Here is a 24,917-nt window from a genome sequence, read left to right as displayed (position 1 = left end):
GTGAAAGAACCAACAATGGCAGAATGTCTGAAAAAGGCTGGTCTGATCTTGAACGGTCAAGCGGAGAGGGAAGAAGTGTCGGATTGGGCGTCTGAGTATGTGGCTGCAGATGATCCGGCGGTTGAGGACGAAACCGTTTGGGAGATGCTCATATATTTGAGCGGGTTTGATCTGAAAGATACGCCTGATTCGTATCTGCATACGATAGAAGAATTAAGATATTGGTTGCAGGAATATATGAAAACGCAAGAAGAAAGGGTACATCCATGTCGGAATTAGTCTTTACAAGAATCAATACAAAAATAAACACAAGCGGCCCAATCATTTTGTCCATGAATGCAGCGGAACTCATCGTACTGGCTCAGGAAAAGCGGAAAGATAAATATATCAACCGCATTTTCATATTCCGGAACAGGGATGGATATTTACGTCATCGCTATCAAATTGAAACATCAAAGAAAATAACCGGTGTTCAGAAATCCGGGGATTTATTTTTATTTATCATTCATATGGACTATAAAGATGGGATGGTTCATGAAGAACCGAATATTTATGTATGGCACCCGATTAAAGGGTTTTGTCATTCGTTTTACGGGGGCCGTTATATCCGGTCAATGACAGTCGATTCTGCAAATCATTTGTGGCTGGGATACGATGAAGCGGGAATATTTTCTTGTCTGGACGACGATATCAGTTCAAAAGGCGTGACCCGCTTTCCTTTTACAGACGGAACTTGGAAATCTCGTTGTGAGTCTTTCTGTACGTATCCGCACCTTATTGATCATTTTTATGGAGCATATGCAGAAAAGAATGCCCTGTATCTTCATTATCATACACTTGGTGAAGATTATATTCGGAAGGTCGATTTGCAAGGCGAAACGTTAAGCTTTCAGAAGGCAGACTTTGACTTTAGTGCACAATTCAAGATTGATTCATCATATTACTTTTTGATTCGGAATGAAGCTTCGTGCCGAATTGACAAAGCACTAAAATTTCATAACATGACAAAACAGGCTGGGCAATACCAGCTCACTGATAAAGTCTCAAGAAAAGCTCTCCGTTTTACGCAAGTGACTGCGTATCAAGATAAGGCTGCGGGGATTGATGAGAGCAACCGACTTTACTTACTAAGCTGACAGGCGGCTTTTGAACAAGGGAGAGCAGAGATGAGACGTTTGAACTGCGGGAGGCAGAAATACATGAATTGGCATGGTTTGAGTGAAGAGGAGACAGAGTGCTTGTGGCGCAGGGTGAATCGCGCAGTGAAATGGAAACCGGGCAGTATATTTGCTTCAATGAAACCTCCAAAGCCGTTTCAGGTCTTTGATGCATCTCAAGGATTCAATGGTATCGGTTTTCTGGAAGATGCAGAGATGCAGATTCTAAAGGCATTTCAATCTTGTACGTTAAAGCATGAGTTTATGTATGCGCTGGACTGGCAGCATGAATGTTATCTATTTAATCCTCATGCGCCAATTGATAAAGATGAATTCGGTGAATGGCTTGTCCCCGTTATTCCAAACGGAGACTATGGTTTCTTTATTCACCAGGATTTTCAGTGGGGGCTGTTGGGGGATCCGCGGCAGCAAACCATTACGATATTTGGCTCACCGCTAATAAGGGCGATAGAAAGAAACGCTCCTGTCTTATTTCAAAAGTGAAGACAGCTTGTGAATGAATTTCATGCTTTTACGGGAGGAGGAATAACAGGATGACAGAAGAAGAGTTCGGAGCTGCGGAAAAAAGCTTGAGAGCGTCTTTTCCGAAAGCATATAAACGGCTGCTTCATAAAAAGAACCCTGCGGAAATTGGAGAATGGATTTTTTTTCCTGTCCGTGAACAAAGCCGCTTACAGAAAACTTGGGATGATGTGATCAGGCAAAACAGTGTGTGCAGAGAAGAGAGCATGCCCGACGATATGATCGTAATTGCCGACAACGGAACCGGAGATAAGCTGTGCTTGAAAAAGACGGACGGCGTAATGGAGGAGACTGTTTATCTGTGGGATCATGAGACTGCCGATGTTGAGTTGTATGCCGCTTCTATAGGAGAATTTATAGAAAATGAAAAAGAATAAGTGGCTGATTCAGGAGCTTTTAGAATTCCGTCTCTTCCGGAAACGAGAGATTTCTGTAATTGAGTTGGCGTTTTCCTTCGAGTATGAACATCAGCTCATTTGTTTGAGGCTCATGTGCAAAGACGTTTCTTTCGTGCAAATAAAAGAAATGGAGAGTCATGCGGCTGGTTCAGGCATTGTAACAATTGATCCTGCTGCTGCCGGAGATGAGGGACAGCGTTTTCTCGTGGAGGAGTGGGAGAACCAAACGTTCCGCTTTTACTGCTGTCAATATGAAGCAGCAGCAGAGGAGAAGGAGGCACAAAATGGAGTGGCACAAACATGAGAAAGCAGTTATGCTGCGGCCGGATTCGCCGGGTTGTTTTGAATTGACGGAGTTTATGTTCTATACCGGATATAACGAGTATTATGATAAAATCCCGGTGTTTGAGCTGAGGCTGACTGATGGACAGTATGATGCTGTGCTGCGGTTTGAAGGTGTGAGTGCTGCCCGGCTGGATGACCTGGAAAGCATCACCGACATCCGTCTGGGTATCAGCCCGGTCGACGGCGGCTGGGAATCGATACGCTATTATGTCGATGACGGGGAAGGAAGAATGAGCTTCTATTGCGCCAAGTGGGTCGTGCTTGACATGAAGAAAAAGCAGTCTCCGAATGTCCCCGCAAAACGTCAGGGTAAAGCGGCGGCGTTTCGCGTATAATGAGGGGAGCCGGACAGAGAAGGAGTTTAGTTATGAATGAGTTTAATGAATACGCGATCAGCCCTGATATCCAACGGGCGCTGAAAGGATTGCAATACACCGAGCCGACTGAAGTGCAGCGGCGCGTCATCCCCGCCGCGCTGCAAAAAAAAGATCTCGTCGTCAAATCGCAGACGGGCAGCGGCAAAACCGCGGCCTTCGGCATTCCGATCTGCGAGCTTGCGGAGTGGGAGGAAAACAAACCGCAGGCCCTGATTTTAACGCCGACCCGCGAGCTTGCGGCGCAGATTAAAGAAGATATTACGAATATCGGCCGTTTTAAACGGATAAAAGCCACGGCGGTTTTCGGAAAAGCTTCTTTTGATAAACAGAAAACCGAACTGAAGCAAAAAAGCCACGTTGTTGCCGGAACGCCGGGGCGAGTGCTTGATCATATAGAAAAAGGGACGCTGCCGCTTGAACGGCTGGCGTATGTGGTGATTGACGAAGCGGACGAAATGCTGAATATGGGATTTATTGAACAGGTGGAAGCCATCATTCAGCATCTGCCGAAAAACAGAGTCACCATGCTGTTTTCAGCGACGCTGCCTGACGACGTCGAGAAGCTGAGCCGCACATATATGAAAGACCCTGAATTGATTGAAGTAAAAGCGGAAGGCCTGACGACAAAAGATATTGAGCATTTTGTCACCGGAACAGCAGAAGAGGATAAATCATCATTGCTGTGTGATGTCCTGATCACCGAAAACCCGGACAGCTGCATCATATTCTGCCGGACAAAAGAAAGAGTCATCCAGTTAACCGATGAGCTGGACAGGCTGGGCTATCCTTGCGATAAAATTCACGGCGGCATGGTGCAGGAAGACCGCTTTGACGTCATGAATGAGTTCAAGCGCGGCGAGTTCCGCTATCTCGTTGCGACCGATGTTGCCGCCAGAGGAATTGATATCGAAAACATCAGCCTCGTCATCAATTATGATATTCCGCTTGAAAAAGAAAGCTATGTGCACCGCACTGGCCGAACGGGGCGCGCCGGACACCGCGGCCGGGCCATTACGTTTGTGACGCCGTTTGAATCGCGGTTTCTGAATGACATTGAGACATATATCGGTTTCCGCATCCAAAAGCGTGAAGCACCGTCAGAAAAAGAAACAGCGGAACGGAAAGCGGCTTTTGCGGAAAAATTGAACGCCCGCCCAGACGTCAAAACAGACAGAAGCGAACAGTTAAACAAAGACATCATGAAGCTGTACTTTAACGGCGGGAAGAAAAAGAAAATCAGAGCCGTTGATTTTGTAGGAACGATCGCCAAAATTGACGGTGTGACAGCTGATGACATCGGCATTATCACAATCATGGACAACGCCTCTTTCGTGGAGATTTTAAACGGAAAAGGCCCTCAAGTTCTTAAAGTGATGAAGAACACAACCGTCAAAGGGAAAAAGCTGAAGGTGAATAAAGCGAATAAATGATGAATGACCTGCTCCCAGTTAAAGGGGCAGGTCATTTTGCTGCTGGCTGATATCGGCACTGTTCTCTTCCGGCACAAATGCAAGGATGGCAATGCCGATCACAAATAACAAAATCAGACTGAACACGGCGGCTGACGAATTCCCGGTCAGCTGGGCGGTCACGGCAATCAAAAGCGGGCCGATAATCGAAGCGAACTTGCCGAAGATATTATAAAAGCCGAAAAACTCATTGGCGTGCGGTTTGGGGACAAGCTTGGCAAAGTAAGAGCGGCTCAGCGCCTGAATACCGCCTTGGGAAGTGGCGACAAGCATAGCCAAAACCCAGAAATCAAAAGCGGAATCCATAAAATAAGCATACGTGCAGACAATCATATACACGCCGATTCCGGCATAAAGCATCGTTTTTCCCTTAAACCGTTCGGCCAGCCGCCCGTACAAAATCGAAAAAGGCGCGGCGACAACCTGTGTGACAAATAAAATAATCAGCAGATTTGCCGCGCTGATGCCGAGGTCTGCCCCGTATGACGTCGACATCGTAATGATGGTGCCGACCCCGTCGATGTAGAAGAAATAGGCGAGCAGAAACAAAAACAGCGCCCGGTACTTCCTGATCTGCTTCAGCGTGCCGGCCAGCCGTTTAAAACTGCTGACGACAAGCCGCGGCTCTCTCTCGATATAATAGCGCTGGCGGACGCGGCGAAGGAGCGGAATCGTGAACAGTCCCCACCAAGCCGCCGTAATCAAAAAGGCAATGCGGCCCGCAGCCTGGGCGGACAGCGGAATCACCCCCGCTTGTGCTGACAGAATGACGGCAATGCTGAGGAGAAAAGGGATCGTGCTGCCGATATAGCCCAGCCCAAACCCCCTGGCCGACACCATATTCATCCGCTCCTTTGCGGCCACATCAACGAGAAACGCATCATAAAACACATTAGATCCGGCAAAGCCGATCGTGGAAATCGTATAACAAATTAACAACAGCATCCAAGATTCGCCGGGAATCAAAGCCAGCGCGGCGGTGCCCGCCACACCAATCAGAAAAAAGAAGGCAAAAAACCGTTTCTTGCATCCTTTGTAGTCGGCAATCGTTCCTAAGACGGGGCCGAGCATCGCCAACATAAAAGTCGCGGCGGCAATCGTATAGCCTAAATAAGCTGTGGAATCCGCCGCGCTGACGCCGTTCTCCGCCGCGGCCGCTTTAAAAAACAGGGGAAATACCGCCGTCATAATAATGACCGAATAAGCTGAATTGGCCCAATCATACAGCATCCAGCTGCTTTCTTCTTTCGAAAACCGTTTCATCACACACGCTCCTTCTCAAAAACCGGTTCTCTACATTATATGCGCCTCATCCGCATCGTTGGACAAAGATTTCTGCACCCTGTTTTCTGATTGACCTGGAGATATTGACCTAGTTCAAAAAGGATGTACAATCAAGGTGTGGCAGGTAATGGTCAGGCGGGAGGGAGACAGAATTGAAGATTGCGAAAGTCATTAATAATAATGTCGTCAGTGTGCTTAAGGAAGGCAATCAGGAATTGGTTATCATGGGCCGGGGCATTGCTTTTCAAAAGAAAATAGGAGACCCTGTAGATGAAGCACGCATTGAGAAAGTGTTCACCCTCGATAACAGAGATGTATCCGAAAAGTTCAAAACCCTTTTGTATGATATCCCGATCGAGTGTATGGAAGTATCCGAAGAGATTATCAGCTATGCGAAATTACGGCTCGGCAAAAAGCTCAACGACAGCATTTATGTGTCGCTGACCGACCATATTAACTTTGCCATCCAGCGCAATAAGAAAGGGCTGGATATCAAAAATGCCTTGCTGTGGGAAACAAAAAGGCTCTACAAAGACGAATTTGCAATCGGAAAAGAAGCGCTGATCATGGTGAAAAACAAGACTGGCGTGTCTCTGCCGGAGGATGAAGCAGGCTTTATTGCGCTGCATATTGTAAATGCCGAGCTGAATGAGGAGATGCCCAATATCATCAGCATTACAAAAGTCATGCAAGAGATTTTGAGTATCGTAAAATACCATTTTAAGATTGAATTCAATGAAGAATCACTTCACTATTATCGGTTTGTCACCCACTTAAAGTTTTTCGCACAGCGTCTTTTTAACGGCACACACATGGAAAGCCGGGACGATTTTTTGCTGGAGACAGTGAAAGAAAAATACCATCGGGCGTATGAATGCACGAAGAAAATCCAAACCTCCATGGAGAGAAAGTATGAGCACAAGCTCACTAGTGATGAGCTGCTGTATTTAACGATTCATATAGAAAGGGTAGTCAAACAAGCATAATGAGAGCGTTATCATTTTTGTTTTTACATATGAGCCTAAATTACAATGAGTGCGGATCATCTCTTACTGTGCTAATGTAATTTAGGTTTTTTAAGATTCATTATTATCATTATTCTGACCGATGTTCCCTTTTAACAGAATCATGTATGATCAATAAAAAAACGCTTTCCAAGAAAGGGGAATGCCAATATGCCTTATCGTATGAAACGAGTGCTGCTGCTTCTTGTCACTGGATTGTTTTTGAGTTTGTGTGCGGTCACTTCTAGTGCTTCGGCTCAAACAGGCGGATCGTTTTTTGAACCTTTTAACAGCTATAACTCCGGATTATGGCAAAAAGCAAATGGTTACTCGAATGGAGATATGTTTAACTGCACTTGGCGTGCAAATAACGTATCCGTGACGTCATCAGGTGAAATGCGTTTGGCGCTGACAAGTCCGTCTTATAACAAGTTTGACTGCGGGGAAAACCGCTCGGCTCAAACATATGGCTATGGACTTTATGAAGTCAGAATGAAACCGGCTAAAAACACAGGGATTGTTTCATCGTTCTTTACTTATACAGGTCCAACGGATGGGACTCCTTGGGATGAGATTGATATCGAGTTTTTAGGAAAAGACACAACAAAGGTTCAATTTAACTATTATACAAATGGCGCGGGAAACCATGAGAAGCTGGCGGATCTCGGATTTGATGCAGCCAATGCCTATCATACGTATGCGTTCGATTGGCAGCCAAACTCTATTAAATGGTATGTGGATGGGCAATTAAAACATACTGCGACAACCCAAATTCCGTCAGCGCCGGGGAAAATCATGATGAATTTGTGGAATGGTACGGGTGTCGATGACTGGCTCGGTTCCTACAATGGCGTAAATCCGCTATACGCACATTACGACTGGGTGCGTTATACAAAAAAATAATGTATAGAAAAGGATTTCCGTCAGCGGAAATCCTTTTCTGATTAAAACGAAATAATCCCAATCAAAAGCGCCGCAATTGTCATGACAATCGTTGTCCCCACAGCCCATTTAATGGTGAATTTTTGATGGCCGCCAAAGCTGACGCCCGCCATTCCGACCAATAGATAGGTGGATGGCACAAGCGGGCTGAGCAGATGCACCGGCTGGCCGAGCAAGGAGGCCCTTCCGATTTCAGCGGCGTCTATTCCGTAAGCGGAAGCGGCTTCGGCGATGATGGGAAGGACACCGAAGTAAAAGGCGTCATTTGACATGAAAAAGGTGAACGGCATGCTGACAATCGCAGTGATCAGCGGGAGGTGCGGGCCCATGGCATCAGGAATGAGTGAAACGAGAGAATGTGCCATCGCATCCACCATTTTTGTACCGGAGAGAATGCCTGTGAATATGCCGGCCGCAAATACCATGGACACGACGTTTAACGCGTTTCCCGCATGCGCCGAGATCCGCTTCTGCTGCTCTTTGACATTTGGATAGTTAACCATCAAGGCGATGGCGAACGCGGTCATGAAAAGAACAGGGAGCGGGAGCAGACTGGTAATCAGCGCGGCCATCAGAGCGACAGTCAGCAGCAGGTTAAACCATTGGAGAGCGGGATGCTTGAGCGGCGCCGCATCCGGATCGGAGGACGGCGCGTGATCAAGCGAAATGACGCCGAGCCGCTTCCGCTCTTTCTTTCCGAGGAGATAAGCAACGGCGATCACCCAAAGAATACCGGCAATCATGGCGGGAATCAGCGGAGTGAAGACCTCTGACGTGTCCAATTTCAAGGAAGCCAAAACCCTCGCCGTCGGTCCGCCCCACGGAATAATATTCATGACCCCTGAACCGAGCATCGCAATTCCCGCTAATATCAAACGGTTCATGCCGAGCCGTTTATAAAGAGGCAGCATCGCCGCAATCGTAATCATATAGGTCGTTGTCCCGTCTCCATCCAGCGAAATGGTCATCGTCAGGACAGCTGTACCGACAGCGATCTTTAACGGATCTCCTTTGACAAATGATAAGATTTTGGCAATGAGAGGATCAAACAGGCCTGAGTCAATCATAATGCCGAAATAAAGGATGGCGAATAACAGCATGATACCGGTAGGAGCGAGGTCTGTCACGCCCTGAATCATCATCCCGCCGAGATCTTTGCCAAATCCGCTGATCAGGGCAAACACAACAGGAACGACAATCAAGGCAATAAGAGCGGAAAGCCGGTTAGACATAATAAGGTACATAAAGACAATGATCATCACAAAACCGAGTATGGCAAGCACGATAGGACCTCCCTTTTTCAACGGTTGTTTTAGTAAGCGCTTCCATGTTTTCTTTCTGTCACGAAGGCTTATTTCAAATGTGTATGACCGCATATTTAGATATAGACCTAAAATCCTATTGAGCCGATCAGCAGTTTATATAGGGAACACCGCGGGTAAATGTGCTGTAGAATGTTTCGTTTTAAAAGGGGGAACTGACATGAGTGATGATCAAAACAAACGAGTAAATGAGCACTCAAAAGACGAGCAGCTTGAGCAGTACAGGTCTGATAACAGCGGGAAGAAAATGACGACCAATCAGGGACTTCGTGTGTCTGAGGATGAGCATTCTTTAAAAGCGGGTGTCCGCGGCCCTACACTGATGGAGGATTTTCATTTTCGTGAAAAAATGACGCATTTTGACCATGAGCGGATTCCGGAACGGGTCGTTCATGCCCGCGGATACGGCGTTCATGGGCATTTTCAGGTGTACGAACCGATGACGGAATATACACGGGCGAAATTTTTACAGGATCCGTCTGTCAAAACGCCTGTCTTCGTCCGTTTCTCAACAGTGGCGGGCTCCAAAGGGTCAGGCGACACAGTCCGTGACGCCAGAGGATTCGCGACTAAGTTTTATACCGAAGAAGGGAATTACGATCTCGTCGGAAACAATATTCCGGTATTCTTCATTCAGGACGCGATCAAGTTCCCGGATCTCGTCCATGCCTTTAAACCGGAACCGCACAATGAAATGCCGCAGGCAGCGACGGCTCATGATACGTTCTGGGATTTTGTCGCCAACAATCCTGAATCCGCGCACATGGTCATGTGGACGATGTCTGACCGCGGCATCCCGCGAAGCTACCGGATGATGGAGGGCTTCGGCGTGCATACATTCCGTTTCGTCAACGAGAAAGGAAAAGCGCGTTTCGTGAAATTCCACTGGAAGCCGGTTCTCGGCGTGCATTCTCTCGTATGGGATGAGGCGCAGAAAATTGCCGGGAAAGATCCCGATTTCCATCGCCGTGACCTGTGGGAGACCATTGAAAACGGCGGCAAAGTCGAGTTTGAGCTCGGTGTTCAGATGATTGACGAAGAAGATGAATTTAAATTTGACTTCGATATCCTTGATCCGACGAAGCTGTGGCCGGAGGAACTGGTTCCCGTCAAGCTGATCGGAAAAATGACCCTCGACCGCAATCAGGACAATGTCTTTGCGGAAACGGAGCAGGTCGCATTCCACCCGGGAAATGTCGTGCCGGGCATTGATTTCACCAATGACCCGCTCCTGCAGGGACGGCTTTTCTCTTATACAGATACACAGCTCATCCGTCTTGGCGGACCGAATTTTCACGAGATTCCGATCAACCGGCCGGTCTGCCCGTTCCATAACAACCAATACGACGGCTACCACCGGATGACGATCAATAAGGGCCCTGTCGCCTATCATAAAAACTCTCTGCAGAACAATGATCCGTCGCCGGCCTCAGAAGAAGAAGGCGGATACGTTCATTATGAGGAAAAAGTAGAAGGCAGAAAAATCCGCCAGCGCAGCGAGAGCTTCAATGACTATTTTTCTCAGGCGAAGATGTTCTGGAACAGCATGTCTCCCGCCGAGAAGGAACATATCATCTCCGCGTTCTGTTTTGAGGTAGGAAAAGTGAAAAGCAAGGATGTGCAGCAGCAGGTGATTGATGTCTTCAGTCACGTCGACGCCGGTCTTGCCGAGCGCGTTGCGAAAGGAATCGGTGTGAACCCGCCGCCAAAGGACCGTGAATCTGATGAAACGTTCACTTCCCCGGCCTTAAGCCAGGAAAATACGGTAAAGACGGCAGCCACAAGGCAGGTCGCGGTTTTAGCCGACCACGGGTTTGCCGATGAGGAAGTCAAACAGTTGCTTGACGCATGCAAACAGGCGGGAGTCAGAGCCGATATCATCAGTCCTGTGCTTGGAACCATCAAGGGAGAAAACGGCACGGAGCTCGAAGCGTCAGCCACTTTCCTGACAGCGGATTCCGTCCTGTATGACGCTGTATTCATTCCGGGCGGACAACATAGCACTGACAGCCTCAAAGCCCAAAAATCGGCTAAAGATTTCGTCAGTGAAGCCTTCAGCCATTACAAAGCGATCGGCGCCTCTGGTGAAGGAAAAGAACTTCTCGCCCTCGCCGCCGGAACCGAAAACGGCCCCGGCCTTGTTCCGGACGGAAACCATGAACAATTTCTGAAGGCCGTGGCTGAGCATCGGCATTGGGACAGAAAAATATAAGAATGACAAAGCGCCTTTCTATGAGAGGGGCGCTTTTTTTCTTGTGAAAGTGAACTATCGGAACGAAGCATTAATATGGGAAGAAAACGAAAATCGCTTCCGTGCACATCCGCACTTCCCGCTGTGAAGTAAATGTTTCACCCTCTTTGGTTTACTTCCGCTCTGTGTTTGTGTATCTTAGGGATAGATTTTCTGGAGGAGCGAATGATAGTGAAGCCGTTTACTGAAAAACAACTCGAAGAATATTATCGGCGTGACGAAAACATGATGATTTTGGTGTTTGCCCAATGGTGCGTCAATCATGACCTTGATCCGATGGCGATTTACAGCAGGGCTTACCCCGGACAGCCTTTAAACGAAGAGCTGCGAAAAACGGCTGAAGAGCTCGTCGTGCCGAAGGAGGAATCAGAACCGATTCCTGATCAAACCGTCATCGGCGTTTTGGAGATGTTCGGCAACTCCGATCTGGCGGAAGCCGTTTATGAAGCCATTGCGCAAAGACCTTCCCGGTAAAAGAGGCATGGATGAACCATGTCTCTTTTTTATGGAGAAAATGTGAGAGAAGGCCCAGAAACAATTTCCTGATCTGCGCTGTCTATAGTGTGTAACCCGTTTTCAAAAAGGGAACGGGTAAATGAAAAGGAGGAGTTGTGATGAAAAAGACATTCAAAATGATGGCGGCCGTGCTTTTGGCAGTGCTGACAGCCGCGCCGTTCGGAGGTTTCACCCCTTCAGCCGAAGCTGCACAAACCGCAAAGCCCGTTGTCAAAAGCCATACGTATAAGCATGTAAAGCAGCTGACATACCCCGAGGTCACAAATACGGGAAACGCATCTTTTGAAAAGAAAATCAATCAGGACTTCAAACGCTATATTGAAAACTCGTACAAAGAATATGTGAAAAACAAACAAGACGGTGAGAAACAAGGCTATAAAGCGGAATACCAAGCAGACTTCAAGGTGAAGTATAATCAAGACGGCAAGCTCAGCATTCTGACGGAAAACTACATTTACACAGGCGGCGCACACGGGCTGACATCCGTTCAGACCTTTAATTACGACCTGACCGCAAAAAAACGGGTCACCCTCCAAGATGTGCTGAATACGAAAACGAAAGGTAACAAAACGAGAGACTATCTTTACGGCTACATCAAGAAACATGACGATCTGTTCGATCAGGACGTCAAAAAACAGGAGATCACCCTGAACAACGAAAGACCTTTCTTCTTTACGAAAAACGGCATTGCCGTTGTGTTCGGGCAATATGATCTCGGGCCGTATGCGGCAGGAATCCGGGACGTCTTCGTGCCTGCATCCGTCTATCAATAAAAAAAAGCGATATCACTCCAGAACGGAGCGGTATCGCTTTTTTTCTTTTACCAGACAAACAATCCGACAATCGCCGCGCTCAATAAGGAAACGGCAATTCCGCTGACAAGCAGCTTCCAGACGTTTTTCCCGATGATGGCTGATTTTTCACCATCAAGCAGAGATTGATAAGATCCGTAGATCATACCGATGGTGCTGAAGTTTGCGAATGATGTCAGGAATGTCGTCGCCACCGCAATCGTGTGCGGCGGAAGTGAATTCAGATGCCCTTTCAGATCGGCCATCGCCACAAACTCGTTCGTCGCGAGCTTGATGCCCATCAGCTGTGCGACATACATCGCGTCATGTACGCCTAATCCGAGAAGGAAGGCAAATGGGCTGAAAATGTATGAGAAAATCTTTTGAATGGTCAAACCGTGCACGAACAGTCCGAGCACGCCGTTTAACGCGGCGGTTAACGCCACATACCCGATCACCATCGCTAAGATGACAATCACCATGTTCATGCCGACAAGCATACTGTTAGAAATCGTAGAGAAGAAGTCTTTTTTCTCCGCTTTTGAAGGTACGTAAATGATATCGTCCTCTTTAGAAACGTCAACGGGATTCAGCATATTTGCGATTAAAAGCGCGTTTAAGCAATTCAGCAGGATGGCTGTAAACACATAAGTGGACGGAACCATCGTCAAGTACGATCCGATGATTGAGCCGCTGATGCTGCTCATGCTCATCAGCCCGAATGTCAGAAGCCGGTTGTTGTTGACGGCGGCAAGCTGCTGGCGGATGACGGCTAAGGCTTCCGTATTTCCTAAAAACATCATCTGAATGGAGAAAAAGCTCTCCAGCTTCGGCAGACGGGATATTTTAGAAATCAGCCAGCCGATTTTATCAATGAGCCACGGCAGAATACCGAAATACGACAGCATATCAAAGAAGGTCACGACGAAGATAATCGGCAGCAATGCGCTGAAGAAAAAATCAACCGTCGGATTGGCCATGACAGACGGAAAAGCGAACGCAATCCCTTGACTGGCGCAGGAAATCAGCCATGTAAAGAAGGCGCCGATCTTCCCGATGACAAAGCCGCCGACTTTTGTCCCTAACATAAACCAAGTAATCAGAAACTCAAAGACGAGGAGCATGACAATCGGACGCCATTTAATCTTCTTCTTGTTGGGAGAGCATAAGAAAACAACAGCCATGACAACAATGAGACCGACAATGTTCAATAAAAAGTACATGTGAGCAACTCCTATAAGGGTATTATGGAAATAAAAAAAGCTCTTATTCGTCACAAATTCCTGAAAGCCAGAAAGTGTGATAAATAAGAGCCAAAAGAAAAGAATAGACTGACAGCATCATATGCTTTTCACTCGTTCAAATTTATGCAAACTTTCTTGTAGTCTAGTCTTTTACGGCACTAGGTAGAAACAATCAGACCATATTACTGATCATATACAAGAATAACGATATTACATGAGATAGCAGTATTTTATCGTTTCAATTTTTGAAAATCAACCTTTTTAGATATTTTCAAAATAATAAATTTATATTATAAATAAAGAAAATAAAGGATATGTAAAAGTAATTGGATAATAAAGGTATAAAACGCCCCTGAAACCGTTCTAGTTCATTGTAAAGACTGGATGCGACTGGTAAAATGGATCTGAGGGCACAGCCTTCAAAAGGCGGCAGAAAAGGGGTCATTTTCGTGATCATCCAGTTCATTCGTTACAGATAATGAGAGGTATAGATAAATAGGTTAAACCTTCCAATTTGGCAAGGTTTATTTGTCTATGCCTTTTTCATTTCATCAAAATTACGAATGAATGAGGTGTTTTTTTGGCGTCGATGAAAAGAAAACGCGCGGAATTACTGCAATCATGCCAGTCCGTATTCAGATGTCCGCTATGCCGTACGGCCATGGCGGTCTCCCAAAATCAAAGCTTGATATGCGGAAACGGGCATACATTTGATATATCAAAACAAGGATATGTGAATTTCCTCAATAAAGCGGTCAAAACACGCTATGACAGGCAGCTGTTTGAAGCGAGACGCGAGCTTTTTGACAGCCGGGAGTTTTTTGCGCCGGTTCAAAAAGAGATCGCCGCCATCATCAGCCGTACGCAATCTCCGCAAAAACAGGCGGCGGTATTGGATGCGGGATGCGGAGAGGGCTCCCATTTAGCTGCCGTATGCCGATTGCTGCAGCCCGCTTTTTCTGTGACGGGAATCGGCATTGATCTCTCGAAAGAAGGTGTGCTGCATGCGGCAAAGGCCTTCGGGGATCAAATGGTTTTTGCCGTCGCTGATGTGGCGGATGCGCCGTTTGCCGACAGCCGTTTTGATGTCGTGATGTCTGTTTTATCACCTTGGAATTACAAAGAATGCAGCAGGCTTTTACGAAAGGGCGGCACAGTCATTAAAGCGGTGCCGCGGCGTGATTATTTGAAGGAAGTAAGGGAATTCTTTTTCGGAGACAGTCCCCGGCGGAATGACACCGCCGATTCAGCGGCCTGCCGTTTCCAAGCGGGCTTTCAAACCTTTGATCGCAAACGGCTGCGTTACACGAAGACGTTATCGCAGCCTGATCTTGAACGGCTTGTGAAAATGACGCCCCTAACATGGAAATGCACTGAAGAAAGCATTCAGCGGTTTATCGGCCGAAAAGCGGCTGATATCACGATAGATATCGAAGTTTTAATCGGGACCGATCCGCTGTAAAACGGAAAAGACACGCTATTAGCGTGTCTTCAGGCTGTCGAGAAAATCTCGACAGCCTTTATTTTTCCTTAAAATATCCATTCTCCTGTATTAAAATAAAAGAAAGACTAAAAAGGACGGTGTCTTTCTCATGTTCCACACAAGAAACTCTTCTCAAAACACAGCCGAATTTGTTTTGCTTGACCAACTCGTCGAAGAAGATCATCTGCTTCGAAAAATTGATAAACACATAGACTTCTCTTTTATCATTGAAAAGGTTAAGCCTTACTACAGCGAAAACAAAGGCCGCCCTTCACTCGATCCGCTGATTTTATTCAAAATGATGTTTATCGGCTACCTCTACGGTATCCGTTCAGAAAGACAGCTCGAAAAAGAAATTTACTACAATATGGCATACAGATGGTTTCTCGGATTGAACATAAATGATCCAGTTCCGCATCACTCCACCATCAGCTGGAACAGACGCACACGCTTTAAAGATACAACCATCTTCCAAGACATCTTTGATGAGATCGTTCTTCAGGCCATCAATCATGACATGGTGGGCGGACGTGTCCTATTCACTGATTCAACTCATCTGAAAGCCAATGCCAACAAGCATAAATACACAAGAAAAACAATTGCGCAGGATACCCAAAACTATATCAAGGATTTAAATGAAGCCATACAAGAGGATCGGGAGGAACACGGAAAAAAGCCGTTAAAAGTCAAAGAGGAGGTGAAAGCTGAAAAAGAGATCCGCCACAGTACAACTGATCCGGAAAGTGGATATATGTATCGTGAAAATAAACCGGAGGGTTTCTTTTATTTAGATCACCGAACAACGGATATGAAACATAACATTATCACCGACGCCTATGTCACGCCCGGAAATGTCCATGATTCTGTACCTTATCTTGACCGATTGGATCACCAAATCGCACGATTTGATTTTGATGTAGAAGCCGTCGCTCTTGATTCTGGTTATTTAACGACCCCGATCTGTAAAGGATTAGCTGACCGCCATATTTTTGGCGTTATTGCCTATAGACGATATCACCCTGCCAGAGGCTTGTTTCCAAAATGGAAATTTCATTATGACAGTGAACAAGATAGATACATTTGTCCAAATCACCAAACACTTACATACTCAACAACTGACCGAAAAGGCTACCGGTCATATAAATCAAATCCTGAAATCTGTTCCGCATGCCCATTGCTTGCACAATGCACAAAATCAAAGAACCGCCAAAAGGTCATCACCCGGCATGTATGGGAGGACCATAAAGAAAGGGTCAGACAAAATCGCTTGTCTGTTTCAGGAAAAAACCTCTACAAAAAAAGAAAAGAAAAAATAGAGCGAAGCTTTGCAGATTCAAAACAGCTGCATGGGCTTCGCTATTGCAGGTTGAGGGGAAAGCGGAATGTGAGCGAGCAAGTCCTCCTCACAGCCGCATGCCAGAATATGAAGAAGATTGCCACATACCTAGCCAAACAAGGCTAGGCATGTGGGAGCTCTTTTTCTGCATCTGAAACCTGATGAATATCTAAAGAAACTGTATAAAACAAAAAAGCTTGTAGAAAAAACATCGTTTTCTCTACAAGCTGAAGACACGCTATTAGCGTGTCTTTTTTTATTTCCAGACTTCACCGGCGATGTCGACGACATGGCGCAGTTTTGCCCATTGCTGTTCTTCTGTGATCAGGTTTCCTTCCTCAGTGGAAGCGAATCCGCATTGCGGGCTGAGGCAAAGCTGATCCAGGCTGACATATTGAGAAGCTTCTTCAATCCGGCGTTTAATCGCGTCCTTGTCTTCGAGATCGCCGTGTTTCGACGTAATCAAACCGAGTACAAGCTGAAGATCAGAGCGTTTGACATAACGGAGCGGTTCAAAGCCGCCGGAGCGGGAATCATCATATTCCAAGAACAATCCGTCAAGGTCAAGCCCGTCAAAAATCGTTTCCGCCGCCGCATCATATCCGCCTTCAGCCGTCCATGTGGACTGGAAGTTGCCGCGGCAGATATGCATCGTAACCTTCAAGTCGGCAGGACGATCCTTAATGGCGTCATTAATAGAAGCTGCGAACAGCCTGCGCAGCTCATCCGGCGTCGTTCCGAATGCTTCAATCTGGCGAAGCCCCGCTTCCGATAAGAAAACGGCCCATGCGGTATCATCGAGCTGAAGATAGCGGCATCCGGCGTCATAGAAAGCTTGAATCGCTTTTTTATACGCCTTTGATACATCATGCTGAAATTGTTTGTAATCATTCTGATACGCCGCTTTTTCCAATTTTCCGCGGAAAAACAACATATTCGGGCTTGGAATCGTCATTTTTGGAACAGCATCGCCGGCAATGCTGTGAAGAAATTTATAATCTTCGAGCATCGGATGCTGAGAAAAATCAATATCTCTCGTTACTTTAATGCCGCGCGCTTTCGTCTGTACATTGTGAAACTGAATGCCGCTATCTGGCGTAAACGCTTCGACGCCGTCTAAGTTTTCGAGAAAATCAAAATGCCACCAGGCCCGGCGGAATTCGCCGTCAGTCACGACATTGAGGCCGGTTTCTTTCTGCTTTTTTACGCTGCGGATGATTTCTTGGTTTTCGATTTCGCGCAGCTGTTCTGCCGAAATCTCACCCGCCGCTCTTTGCAGGCGGGCTTGCTTCACAGCCGCCGGCCGGAGCAGGCTTCCGACCTGATCCGCGCGAAACGGCGGGTTTTTTCTAAGAAGAGTGTGCAATGGTTGTTCTGTGTTTTGCTGTGACATGAACGATTCCTTCTTTCCTCAATGAAATATAAAAAGCTCTTCCCTTGGATAGGGAAGAGCTTGCGTCCGCAAATCTCAACCTTATCTTCAGGATTTAGCACCATTCTGCTGAACAGCGGTTGCCGGGTATCATAGGGCCAGTCCCTCCACCTCTCTTGATAAGGAAATATGCTATTTTTCAGAATAAACTGTAATACTCTTAATCTTAGTATATTATCTTATATTGTCAATATATTTCGATAAATATTTTTATTTATCACCCTCAAATAGAATCATATCTATCACGATTGCGATCGCAAGACAAAGAACAATATCCTCTTCATTTTCAATCTCCAAATGATAAGAATCGCCCCAGCTCATCCATGATTTGGTGACGGTCATCCGGTTTGATTTCCCGTCTGTCACTTGAAAATTCCGTCCCCACACATCGCCGGTAATATCCCAGCCGACTCCGGAAATTTCAAATTTCGGTTTGAAAAACGTCATTTTCTTGATGACTTGGCATACAGGCTTGCCGCCGACGGAAATTTCGTAACGGGGAACGAGCGACATCAGTTTCTGACTGACGCTGGCGAGCGTGCGGCCGTCCAAATCAGTCAGCTTCAATTCATCACCGAACGAAAACAGCTTTCCTTCAACATTGTAGACTTCTTTTCCGCTTTCAAGAAACACTTGAAACCGATTCTTAAACGTAAACATCCGCTCTTTGATATAAAAATGATACATAAAAAAACTCCTTTTTTATGTTGTACGTAAAAAGGAGACGGATGGTTTCATATTGGAGGGGTGCACAAAAAAAGGCTGCCGATTTTGCGGCAGCTGTCGTTTTTATGATAGCGGCATCCGGCGTTTCTGACGGATCGCATTTAAATCAATGATGTTATTCGTGTCGGCAGCTGTCACCAGCGGGCTTGTCTTTGGCGTTTTCCGGCGGTTGTCCTTACTGAAAGAGAAAACCAGGTATCCTGTCAAAGCAGCAAAAATAAGTAGCATCATTTTACATACCTCCCAAAAAAAGTTTTGGTATTATTATTGTACGAAAAAACAAACGAAAAGTATTCAAACAATTGTCACTTTTTTAAAAAATAAAGACATTTTCCGTAAAAATGACTATGATCTGCGGTTGATTTTGCTCTTGTTGTGGTTCTATAGATTGTATCGGCTGCTGATTGATGATCGTTTATATAACTTTTTCACTATTTTTTGACAGTGCCGAATTAACTAATGAGGTGTTTTCGTTTGCCTTGTGTTATTCAGTACCCTAAAAAATCCTGCGATATGCAAAATAACTGCTTCTAACGGAAGATTATGATTTGATAGCGCTTTCCTTATTTTTTGTAAGAAAACGAGATGTTATCTTACAAAAAATCGTCTGAACATTTTCCGCAGCTTTTTAAAAGGGTTCGATTTCGTCTCCAGAACGCGGGGGTCTTTTAAGGTTTTTTTTAATTCATTTGCTACAGTGCCTCTTGCCATAGTCTTCACTCCCTCCTTCCAATTCATACCTTATATACGGAAAGAAAGAAGGAAAGGTTTCATGTGAAAGAAAAAAACCAAAGCAGGGAGCTTTGGTTTTACGCGCGTTCTTCAAACAGCCTGGCGATCTCAACAATGACGTTTACCGCCTTTTCCATATGGTCGACGGAAATGTATTCATATTTTCCGTGGAAGTTTTCGCCGCCCGTGAAGATGTTCGGTGTCGGCAGTCCCATGTAAGAGAGCTGTGATCCGTCGGTTCCGCCCCGGATCGGTTCGATAATCGGTTCGATGCCGAGGTTTTTCATGGCTTGATAGGCGATGTCGACAATTTCTTTGACCGGTTCGATTTTTTCTCTCATGTTGTAATATTGATCATGCAGTTCAAGCTTGATGCTTTCCTTGCCGTATTTAGCCGCAAGCGCGTCGGCGGTTTTCTGCATAAATTCTTTTCGTTCTGTAAAGCGGTCTCTGTCAAAGTCTCTGATGATGTACGACAGGGCGGCTTCAGAAACGTCTCCGTTCATTGAATTTAAGTGATAGAAGCCTTCATACCCTTCCGTATATTCCGGCGCTTCTTCTTTCGGCAGCGCGTGATGAAATTCCATCGCGATTTTTGAAGCGTTGACCATTTTGTTTTTCGCCGTTCCGGGGTGAACGCTTTTTCCGTAACAAGTAAGCTTTGCGGAGGCTGCGTTAAAGCTTTCATATTGCAGTTCGCCGAGGGGGCCTCCGTCTATCGTGTAGGCGAATGCGGCGTTGAAGCGGCCGACATCGAATTTGTGAGGCCCTCTGCCGATTTCTTCATCCGGCGTGAATGCGACCCGGATCGTCCCGTGTTTGATGTCCGGATGTTTGATCAAGTACACCATTGCCGTCATGATTTCGGCAATGCCCGCTTTGTTGTCGGCTCCGAGCAGCGTCGTGCCGTCGGTTGTAATCAGCGTCTGGCCTTTATAGCGGGAAAGCTCCGGGAATTGCTCTGGCGACAGGATGACGTTGAGTTTGTCATTCAGAACGATATCATGTCCGTCATAGCTTTCAATAATCTGAGGATTCACATTTTTTCCGGTGAAATCAGTCGCTGTATCTACGTGGGCCAGAAAACCGATCGTCGGCACGTCTTTATCCGTATTTGCCGGAAGAGTCGCCATGACGTATCCATTGTCATCGACTGTGATTTCTTTCATGCCGATCGACTTTAATTCATCTGCCAGCATGTTGGCCAATGTGAGCTGTCCGGGGGTGGATGGGCAGTTTTCATTGTTTTCGTCAGACTGTGTATCGACTTTTACATAAGAAGTAAAGCGTTCAATGATTTCGTTTTTCATACCGTCATCTCCTTTGTCTTATCTTACCATGTGCAGGGGAAGGATTTCTATTTCACAACCCGTTTGAATTACGCGAATGAAAACAAAATATGAAGAAACGATGACTAAACGATTAAACTTTCTGAAAATGGATGATTGAGGAAGAAAAAAACTATATAATATGGTCAATTCATTCAATAGGGAGGCTTTCTTCATGGCGATTTTAGTGACAGGCGGAGCGGGTTATATCGGGAGCCACACATGTGTTGAGCTGTTAAACAGCGGCTATGACATCGTGGTTCTGGATAATCTGTCAAATAGTTCACCGGAAGCATTGGAGCGTGTGAAAGACATTACCGGAAAAGGGCTTGTGTTTTATGAAGCGGATCTCCTTGACCGTGACGCCGTTCACCGGGTGTTTGCTGCAAATGAGATTGAAGCCGTCATTCATTTTGCGGGTTTAAAAGCGGTCGGTGAGTCTGTGGCTGTTCCGCTCCGTTATTATCATAATAATCTGACGGGGACGTTTATTTTATGTGAAGCCATGCAGGCACACGGTGTGAAAAAAATCGTCTTCAGCTCATCAGCGACGGTTTACGGCGTTCCGGAAACAACGCCGATCACCGAAGATTTTCCGTTAAGTGCGACCAATCCTTACGGGCAGACCAAGCTGATGCTGGAACAGATTTTGCGCGATCTGCATAAGGCGGACCCTGAATGGAGCATTGCGCTGCTCCGCTACTTTAATCCGTTCGGCGCGCATCCGAGCGGCCGGATCGGAGAAGACCCGAACGGCATCCCGAATAATTTAATGCCGTACGTCGCCCAAGTCGCTGTCGGCAAGCTTGAGCAATTGCAGGTGTTCGGCAATGATTATCCGACAAAGGACGGTACCGGCGTGCGGGATTACATCCATGTCGTTGACCTTGCCGAGGGCCACGTCAGAGCGCTTGAAAAGGTGCTGGACACAACGGGCGCCGACGCCTATAATCTCGGCACGGGAAGAGGCTACAGCGTTCTTGAGATGGTCAAGGCGTTTGAAAAAGTATCGGGAAAAGAAGTGCCGTACCGTTTTGCCGACCGGCGCCCGGGAGACATTGCCGCATGCTTCGCAGACCCGGCAAAAGCGAAGGCAGAATTAGGCTGGGAAGCAAAGCGCGGCCTTGAAGAAATGTGCGCCGACTCTTGGAAGTGGCAGTCCTCCAATGTGAACGGGTATCAAAAGGTGTAAAAAGAAAGAGACCTTCAAATGATGAGGGTCTCTTTTGTTATGATCATTATTTAACTTTTACTTCAACATCGTTGCTGAATTTTAATTTCCAAGTGCCTTTAGAGTATGCGTTTTTATCAACTTCAAAAGCTTTTACGTCAGTAACTTTAATGTTCGGGTTCAAGTCACTTAAAATTTTACTGTTGTCTACTTTTGTTTCCGTTGCATAGCTTGAAGAAGCATCAATATCTGAATCATAGGATGTTCCTTTAGAATCTACTAATTTTGCTCTTGGAATGGAGAAAGAGCTTAACGGCTTGTCTGACACATTTTTAACTGTGTATTGAACAGCTACGATAACGCCGCCGTCAGACGCTTTTTTCTCGACAAATTGAGAGCCTACTGAATCTCTTTTTTCCACTTTCGTCACAGTAACTTCTGTTTTTTCAGTCTTAACAGTATCACCGATGTTATACAGTTTTTCCTTGGACTCCGCAGCTTTTGAGGACGCAGTTTTAGATGATGAAGATCCGCCTCCGCCGCCGAGATTTACGAGAATGATAATAACGACTACTGCCAGAAGCAATGTGATGATTTTATGTCTCATAAAAAAGTTTCTCTGATCTTTACCGCAGTTTGGGCATTTTTTAACGCCTTTAGCGATTTCTTTGCCGCATGCCTTACAAGACACTAAGTTTCCCGCCATAATATTTCCTCCTATGTAAACTATTTCTTGAAAACTACATACTATAATGCCTGTAAAATAACTTATAGTCAATACAATTTTGAGAAAAATAGTATTTTGATGATTTTTTAGTCATATATTTTAAGGGCCTTTATTAGTATCGGCAGGTCGTTCGAATTTTTCATAGGTTTATGGAAAAAAGAGTGGTTGAACATGCTCGTGATTTCCCGTATAATCTTGAAAGAAATACAAAAACTGAAGATAAAAAACAGTGGTTTTCTAGGGTTCCGCAATGCTGAATTGGTCTGGACCGAGAGAAAACACACAGCAGGTTTTTTGCTGTGACACGGTGGGATAAAAGCCCGGGAGTTTCTGCTCTTTTGATGAAGAGTGCTCTCCCGGGCTTTTTTGATTTTATAAAAAGGGAGTGTCTGGGATGAAAAAGAGGTTGCTGGATGTGCTGATGCTGATGATTGGGGCTTTTATCTTCGCATTGGCCGTTAATTTATTCGCCATTCCGAATGATCTTGGAGAGGGCGGGGTAACGGGGATTACCTTGATCTTGTATTATGTGTTTGAATGGTCGCCCGGGGTGACGAATATCATTTTGAACGGGATCTTATTGATCATCGGATATAAGTTTTTAGACGGTAAAACAACGCTTTATACGATCATTACCGTTGTCGCCAACTCGCTGTTTCTGCATCTGACGCATGACTGGCACTCGCCGTCACATGAACTCATTATTAATACTATTTTTGCAGGTGTGTTTGCCGGTGTCGGAATCGGAATCATTATCCGAGTCGGAGGCACGACTGCGGGATCCGCCATTTTGGCGAGGATTGCGAACAAATATCTCGATTGGAATATCAGCTATGCGCTTTTGTTCTTTGATCTGATTGTCGTCTTCAGTTCTTATTTCATCATCGGTGCGGAAAAAATGATGTTTACCATTGTGATGCTGTACATTGGAACGAAGGTGATGGACTTTATCATTGAAGGGCTGAATACGAAAAAAGCGGTGACGATCATATCTGAGCATAAGCACGAAATCGCTGAGCAGGTCAACACGCTTATGGACAGAGGGGTGACGCTGCTGTCGGGTAAAGGGAATTACACGGGGCAGTCGAAAGAAATTTTATATATCGTCATCCAGAAACAAGAGCTCTCCATGCTCAAGAAAATTATTAAAAGCTGTGATACAAAGGCGTTTGTCATTGTTCATGATGTGCGAGACGTCTTTGGTGAAGGATTCGTCGATATCTCTAAATAAAAAAGATCCCTCTGCCGGTGCGGAGGGTTTTTTATATACCGGGGAGAAACGGTATGATCCGTTTCCCGGGAAATAGCCGGAAAGCTGTTTCTAAAATGAAGTAGATACAACCCGCCGGACGTTTTATACTGAAAATATAATAGAGCGATAGAGAGGAGCGCATATGAACCCGTTATTGGCAATTTACCCGAGGGCTGTGCTGTCTGATACGTGCTGTGCGGCAGAGGATGTCTTTTGTTTTTATGATGAGAAGAGGCGGGTCTATGTCGCCATTCCGAAGGAGGATATCACCCCGAAGGAGAAACTGCTTCTGGAATCATTTTTGACGCCCGCTGAAGAAAAAGGCGATTTTTTTGCGGAGACGGCGGCAGCAAAGAGGTGGCGGCAGTTTCTGCTGGAAGAAGGTCCGGTGCCTGATGTCAAGGAGCCTCGTGTCCGTTTTATCCATTATGACTTATTGGGAGAACGGGACTGGGAGGCATTTACGGAAGCGCTGCGCCATTTCTGGCCGGTTTCATATACAGTTGTCCGGACGGGAAGGGATCAAGGCGTGATTGTAGAGGAAGAAAAGCTTGAAGCCCCTGATCCGGATGATATCGCATCTTTTGTAAAGGTTTCTGAATGCGATTTTTATTTCAGGGTCCGTTTCTTCATCGGGAGGTATTACGGTGCCGGGGAACGTCTGCGCCTTCATTATCGGAGAGAACAGCAATATTTTCAGATTGGAAGGCATCATCTCCCGCAGCTGAGCACGCTGACTGCGGAAACGGTATTTCCGGCCATGCTCTCGGAAGAAAGCCGAGATAAGCTCTCTGCATTGCTTCACGAAGAGGCGGTGTTGCTGTTTCAGAAAGAACCGGAGCTGAAGCATACGATTCAGACTTTTATTGAACATAACTCAAACATGTCGCTCACATCGAAAAAACTGCATTTGCACCGCAACAGTCTTCAATATCGGATTGATAAATTTGCGGAACGCTCAGGTATTGATATAAAGACATATCGGGGCGCCCTGCTGGCTTATTTCATTTGCCTGCAGTATGAAAAATAACAGTAAATGGGAAATGTGCACGGAGGCTGCCGGCTTTTTTTATGAACATTGCCTATA

Annotated in this window: 25 protein-coding genes and 3 riboswitches; of the genes, 17 read left to right on the top strand and 8 right to left on the bottom strand. The window is 46.0% G+C overall.

The window, feature by feature from the left end; all coding sequences use genetic code 11:
• The 7 genes from ACXN9U_RS18195 (at position 1) to ACXN9U_RS18165 (ending at position 4,250) form a co-directional block, all read left to right on the top strand.
• Positions 1-279, top strand: coding sequence for a hypothetical protein (locus ACXN9U_RS18195; protein WP_060963914.1), 279 nt, complete (start codon positions 1-3; stop codon positions 277-279).
• Positions 267-1,136, top strand: a complete 870-nt coding sequence (locus ACXN9U_RS18190; RefSeq protein WP_060963915.1) for a hypothetical protein — start codon at positions 267-269, stop codon at positions 1,134-1,136. The genes ACXN9U_RS18195 and ACXN9U_RS18190 overlap by 13 nt, the downstream gene beginning before the upstream one ends.
• A gap of 63 nt (positions 1,137-1,199) precedes the next feature.
• Positions 1,200-1,661 carry a DUF2716 domain-containing protein gene (locus tag ACXN9U_RS18185; RefSeq protein WP_060963916.1) on the top strand — a complete coding sequence of 154 codons (462 nt, stop codon included), beginning with the start codon at positions 1,200-1,202 and terminating at the stop codon, positions 1,659-1,661.
• Positions 1,662-1,711: 50 nt separating this feature from the next.
• Positions 1,712-2,077, top strand: coding sequence for an SMI1/KNR4 family protein (locus tag ACXN9U_RS18180; RefSeq protein WP_060963917.1), 366 nt, complete (start codon positions 1,712-1,714; stop codon positions 2,075-2,077).
• Positions 2,064-2,402: a hypothetical protein gene (locus ACXN9U_RS18175; protein WP_060963918.1), complete on the top strand. Its 339-nt coding sequence runs from the start codon at positions 2,064-2,066 to the stop codon at positions 2,400-2,402. The genes ACXN9U_RS18180 and ACXN9U_RS18175 overlap by 14 nt, the downstream gene beginning before the upstream one ends.
• A complete protein-coding gene (locus ACXN9U_RS18170; RefSeq protein ID WP_060963919.1) occupies positions 2,383-2,778 on the top strand; it encodes a hypothetical protein in 396 nt (131 codons plus the stop codon). The genes ACXN9U_RS18175 and ACXN9U_RS18170 overlap by 20 nt, the downstream gene beginning before the upstream one ends.
• A gap of 32 nt (positions 2,779-2,810) precedes the next feature.
• Positions 2,811-4,250, top strand: coding sequence for a DEAD/DEAH box helicase (locus tag ACXN9U_RS18165; RefSeq protein WP_060963920.1), 1,440 nt, complete (start codon positions 2,811-2,813; stop codon positions 4,248-4,250).
• Between the two features lie 18 nt (positions 4,251-4,268).
• On the opposite strand, the gene ACXN9U_RS18160 is transcribed toward ACXN9U_RS18165, so the two are convergent.
• Positions 4,269-5,555 (bottom strand): MFS transporter, encoded by a 1,287-nt coding sequence (locus tag ACXN9U_RS18160; protein ID WP_101605349.1) that lies wholly within the window; start codon positions 5,553-5,555, stop codon positions 4,269-4,271.
• 170 nt (positions 5,556-5,725) lie between these two features.
• Between ACXN9U_RS18160 and licT the strand changes: the two genes are divergently transcribed.
• On the top strand, positions 5,726-6,559 hold the full coding sequence (gene licT, locus ACXN9U_RS18155) for a BglG family transcription antiterminator LicT (protein ID WP_060963922.1): 834 nt from the start codon (positions 5,726-5,728) through the stop codon (positions 6,557-6,559).
• A gap of 189 nt (positions 6,560-6,748) precedes the next feature.
• Complete coding sequence (bglS, locus tag ACXN9U_RS18150; protein WP_016937456.1) at positions 6,749-7,480, top strand: beta-glucanase; 732 nt, start codon at positions 6,749-6,751, stop codon at positions 7,478-7,480.
• 41 nt (positions 7,481-7,521) lie between these two features.
• Here bglS and citH read toward each other — a convergent pair whose 3' ends face one another.
• Positions 7,522-8,802: a citrate transporter CitH gene (gene citH / locus ACXN9U_RS18145; protein WP_101605350.1), complete on the bottom strand. Its 1,281-nt coding sequence runs from the start codon at positions 8,800-8,802 to the stop codon at positions 7,522-7,524.
• 199 nt (positions 8,803-9,001) lie between these two features.
• Between citH and ACXN9U_RS18140 the strand changes: the two genes are divergently transcribed.
• The 3 genes from ACXN9U_RS18140 (at position 9,002) to ACXN9U_RS18130 (ending at position 12,381) form a co-directional block, all read left to right on the top strand.
• Positions 9,002-11,053 (top strand): catalase, encoded by a 2,052-nt coding sequence (locus ACXN9U_RS18140; protein WP_060963924.1) that lies wholly within the window; start codon positions 9,002-9,004, stop codon positions 11,051-11,053.
• A gap of 204 nt (positions 11,054-11,257) precedes the next feature.
• Positions 11,258-11,566, top strand: coding sequence for a hypothetical protein (locus ACXN9U_RS18135; RefSeq protein WP_016937459.1), 309 nt, complete (start codon positions 11,258-11,260; stop codon positions 11,564-11,566).
• Between the two features lie 140 nt (positions 11,567-11,706).
• Positions 11,707-12,381 carry a DUF3298 and DUF4163 domain-containing protein gene (locus ACXN9U_RS18130; RefSeq protein ID WP_489202001.1) on the top strand — a complete coding sequence of 225 codons (675 nt, stop codon included), beginning with the start codon at positions 11,707-11,709 and terminating at the stop codon, positions 12,379-12,381.
• A 47-nt stretch (positions 12,382-12,428) separates the two neighbouring features.
• On the opposite strand, the gene ACXN9U_RS18125 is transcribed toward ACXN9U_RS18130, so the two are convergent.
• A complete protein-coding gene (locus ACXN9U_RS18125; RefSeq protein WP_060963925.1) occupies positions 12,429-13,622 on the bottom strand; it encodes a NupC/NupG family nucleoside CNT transporter in 1,194 nt (397 codons plus the stop codon).
• A gap of 139 nt (positions 13,623-13,761) precedes the next feature.
• Positions 13,762-13,862, bottom strand: a riboswitch (purine riboswitch).
• Positions 13,863-14,223: 361 nt separating this feature from the next.
• On the opposite strand from ACXN9U_RS18125, the gene ACXN9U_RS18120 reads away from it, so the two are divergent.
• Both ACXN9U_RS18120 and ACXN9U_RS18115 read left to right on the top strand, forming a co-directional pair.
• The gene (locus ACXN9U_RS18120) at positions 14,224-15,105 is read left to right on the top strand and encodes a methyltransferase domain-containing protein (RefSeq protein WP_489202000.1); all 882 of its coding nucleotides are present in this window, start codon (positions 14,224-14,226) and stop codon (positions 15,103-15,105) included.
• 130 nt (positions 15,106-15,235) lie between these two features.
• Entirely contained in the window at positions 15,236-16,588 is a 1,353-nt protein-coding gene (locus ACXN9U_RS18115) for an IS1182 family transposase (protein WP_060963187.1), read from the top strand.
• 130 nt (positions 16,589-16,718) lie between these two features.
• Here ACXN9U_RS18115 and ACXN9U_RS18110 read toward each other — a convergent pair whose 3' ends face one another.
• The 4 genes from ACXN9U_RS18110 to pepT form a co-directional block, all read right to left on the bottom strand.
• A complete protein-coding gene (locus ACXN9U_RS18110; protein ID WP_060963927.1) occupies positions 16,719-17,855 on the bottom strand; it encodes a 5-methyltetrahydropteroyltriglutamate--homocysteine S-methyltransferase in 1,137 nt (378 codons plus the stop codon).
• Between the two features lie 78 nt (positions 17,856-17,933).
• A riboswitch (SAM riboswitch) is annotated at positions 17,934-18,020 on the bottom strand.
• 84 nt (positions 18,021-18,104) lie between these two features.
• Entirely contained in the window at positions 18,105-18,581 is a 477-nt protein-coding gene (locus ACXN9U_RS18105) for an LURP-one-related/scramblase family protein (RefSeq protein WP_438420930.1), read from the bottom strand.
• Between the two features lie 102 nt (positions 18,582-18,683).
• Positions 18,684-18,851: a hypothetical protein gene (locus tag ACXN9U_RS18100; protein ID WP_003150808.1), complete on the bottom strand. Its 168-nt coding sequence runs from the start codon at positions 18,849-18,851 to the stop codon at positions 18,684-18,686.
• A 578-nt stretch (positions 18,852-19,429) separates the two neighbouring features.
• Entirely contained in the window at positions 19,430-20,662 is a 1,233-nt protein-coding gene (gene pepT, locus ACXN9U_RS18095) for a peptidase T (protein ID WP_489201999.1), read from the bottom strand.
• Between the two features lie 193 nt (positions 20,663-20,855).
• Between pepT and galE the strand changes: the two genes are divergently transcribed.
• Positions 20,856-21,872 carry a UDP-glucose 4-epimerase GalE gene (gene galE, locus ACXN9U_RS18090; protein ID WP_060963930.1) on the top strand — a complete coding sequence of 339 codons (1,017 nt, stop codon included), beginning with the start codon at positions 20,856-20,858 and terminating at the stop codon, positions 21,870-21,872.
• A gap of 46 nt (positions 21,873-21,918) precedes the next feature.
• On the opposite strand, the gene ACXN9U_RS18085 is transcribed toward galE, so the two are convergent.
• Positions 21,919-22,458, bottom strand: a complete 540-nt coding sequence (locus ACXN9U_RS18085; RefSeq protein WP_145930780.1) for a DUF4352 domain-containing protein — start codon at positions 22,456-22,458, stop codon at positions 21,919-21,921.
• Between the two features lie 346 nt (positions 22,459-22,804).
• A riboswitch (guanidine-I (ykkC/yxkD leader) is annotated at positions 22,805-22,907 on the top strand.
• Positions 22,908-22,972: 65 nt separating this feature from the next.
• Here ACXN9U_RS18085 and ACXN9U_RS18080 point away from each other — a divergent pair.
• Both ACXN9U_RS18080 and ACXN9U_RS18075 read left to right on the top strand, forming a co-directional pair.
• Positions 22,973-23,809 (top strand): YitT family protein, encoded by an 837-nt coding sequence (locus tag ACXN9U_RS18080; protein ID WP_016937469.1) that lies wholly within the window; start codon positions 22,973-22,975, stop codon positions 23,807-23,809.
• Between the two features lie 163 nt (positions 23,810-23,972).
• Positions 23,973-24,860: a PucR family transcriptional regulator gene (locus ACXN9U_RS18075; RefSeq protein WP_489201998.1), complete on the top strand. Its 888-nt coding sequence runs from the start codon at positions 23,973-23,975 to the stop codon at positions 24,858-24,860.
• Positions 24,861-24,917 lie beyond the last annotated feature (57 nt).

Source organism: Bacillus sp. BACIII (assembly GCF_057836745.1).
This window is presented reverse-complemented; position numbering and strand designations above follow the sequence as displayed.

Excerpts from the sequence above, each read along its gene's own strand:
- ACXN9U_RS18190 (WP_060963915.1), top strand. The coding sequence starts at position 267 with ATGTCGGAATTAGTCTTTACAAGAATCAATACAAAAATAAACACAAGC.
- ACXN9U_RS18185 (WP_060963916.1), top strand. The coding sequence starts at position 1,200 with ATGAATTGGCATGGTTTGAGTGAAGAGGAGACAGAGTGCTTGTGGCGC.
- ACXN9U_RS18180 (WP_060963917.1), top strand. The coding sequence starts at position 1,712 with ATGACAGAAGAAGAGTTCGGAGCTGCGGAAAAAAGCTTGAGAGCGTCT.
- ACXN9U_RS18175 (WP_060963918.1), top strand. The coding sequence starts at position 2,064 with ATGAAAAAGAATAAGTGGCTGATTCAGGAGCTTTTAGAATTCCGTCTC.
- ACXN9U_RS18170 (WP_060963919.1), top strand. The coding sequence starts at position 2,383 with ATGGAGTGGCACAAACATGAGAAAGCAGTTATGCTGCGGCCGGATTCG.
- ACXN9U_RS18165 (WP_060963920.1), top strand. The coding sequence starts at position 2,811 with ATGAATGAGTTTAATGAATACGCGATCAGCCCTGATATCCAACGGGCG.
- bglS (WP_016937456.1), top strand. The coding sequence starts at position 6,749 with ATGCCTTATCGTATGAAACGAGTGCTGCTGCTTCTTGTCACTGGATTG.
- ACXN9U_RS18140 (WP_060963924.1), top strand. The coding sequence starts at position 9,002 with ATGAGTGATGATCAAAACAAACGAGTAAATGAGCACTCAAAAGACGAG.
- ACXN9U_RS18135 (WP_016937459.1), top strand. The coding sequence starts at position 11,258 with ATGATAGTGAAGCCGTTTACTGAAAAACAACTCGAAGAATATTATCGG.
- ACXN9U_RS18130 (WP_489202001.1), top strand. The coding sequence starts at position 11,707 with ATGAAAAAGACATTCAAAATGATGGCGGCCGTGCTTTTGGCAGTGCTG.
- ACXN9U_RS18125 (WP_060963925.1), bottom strand. The coding sequence starts at position 13,622 with ATGTACTTTTTATTGAACATTGTCGGTCTCATTGTTGTCATGGCTGTT.
- ACXN9U_RS18115 (WP_060963187.1), top strand. The coding sequence starts at position 15,236 with ATGTTCCACACAAGAAACTCTTCTCAAAACACAGCCGAATTTGTTTTG.
- ACXN9U_RS18110 (WP_060963927.1), bottom strand. The coding sequence starts at position 17,855 with ATGTCACAGCAAAACACAGAACAACCATTGCACACTCTTCTTAGAAAA.
- ACXN9U_RS18105 (WP_438420930.1), bottom strand. The coding sequence starts at position 18,581 with ATGTATCATTTTTATATCAAAGAGCGGATGTTTACGTTTAAGAATCGG.
- ACXN9U_RS18100 (WP_003150808.1), bottom strand. The coding sequence starts at position 18,851 with ATGATGCTACTTATTTTTGCTGCTTTGACAGGATACCTGGTTTTCTCT.
- pepT (WP_489201999.1), bottom strand. The coding sequence starts at position 20,662 with ATGAAAAACGAAATCATTGAACGCTTTACTTCTTATGTAAAAGTCGAT.
- galE (WP_060963930.1), top strand. The coding sequence starts at position 20,856 with ATGGCGATTTTAGTGACAGGCGGAGCGGGTTATATCGGGAGCCACACA.
- ACXN9U_RS18085 (WP_145930780.1), bottom strand. The coding sequence starts at position 22,458 with ATGAGACATAAAATCATCACATTGCTTCTGGCAGTAGTCGTTATTATC.
- ACXN9U_RS18080 (WP_016937469.1), top strand. The coding sequence starts at position 22,973 with ATGAAAAAGAGGTTGCTGGATGTGCTGATGCTGATGATTGGGGCTTTT.
- ACXN9U_RS18075 (WP_489201998.1), top strand. The coding sequence starts at position 23,973 with ATGAACCCGTTATTGGCAATTTACCCGAGGGCTGTGCTGTCTGATACG.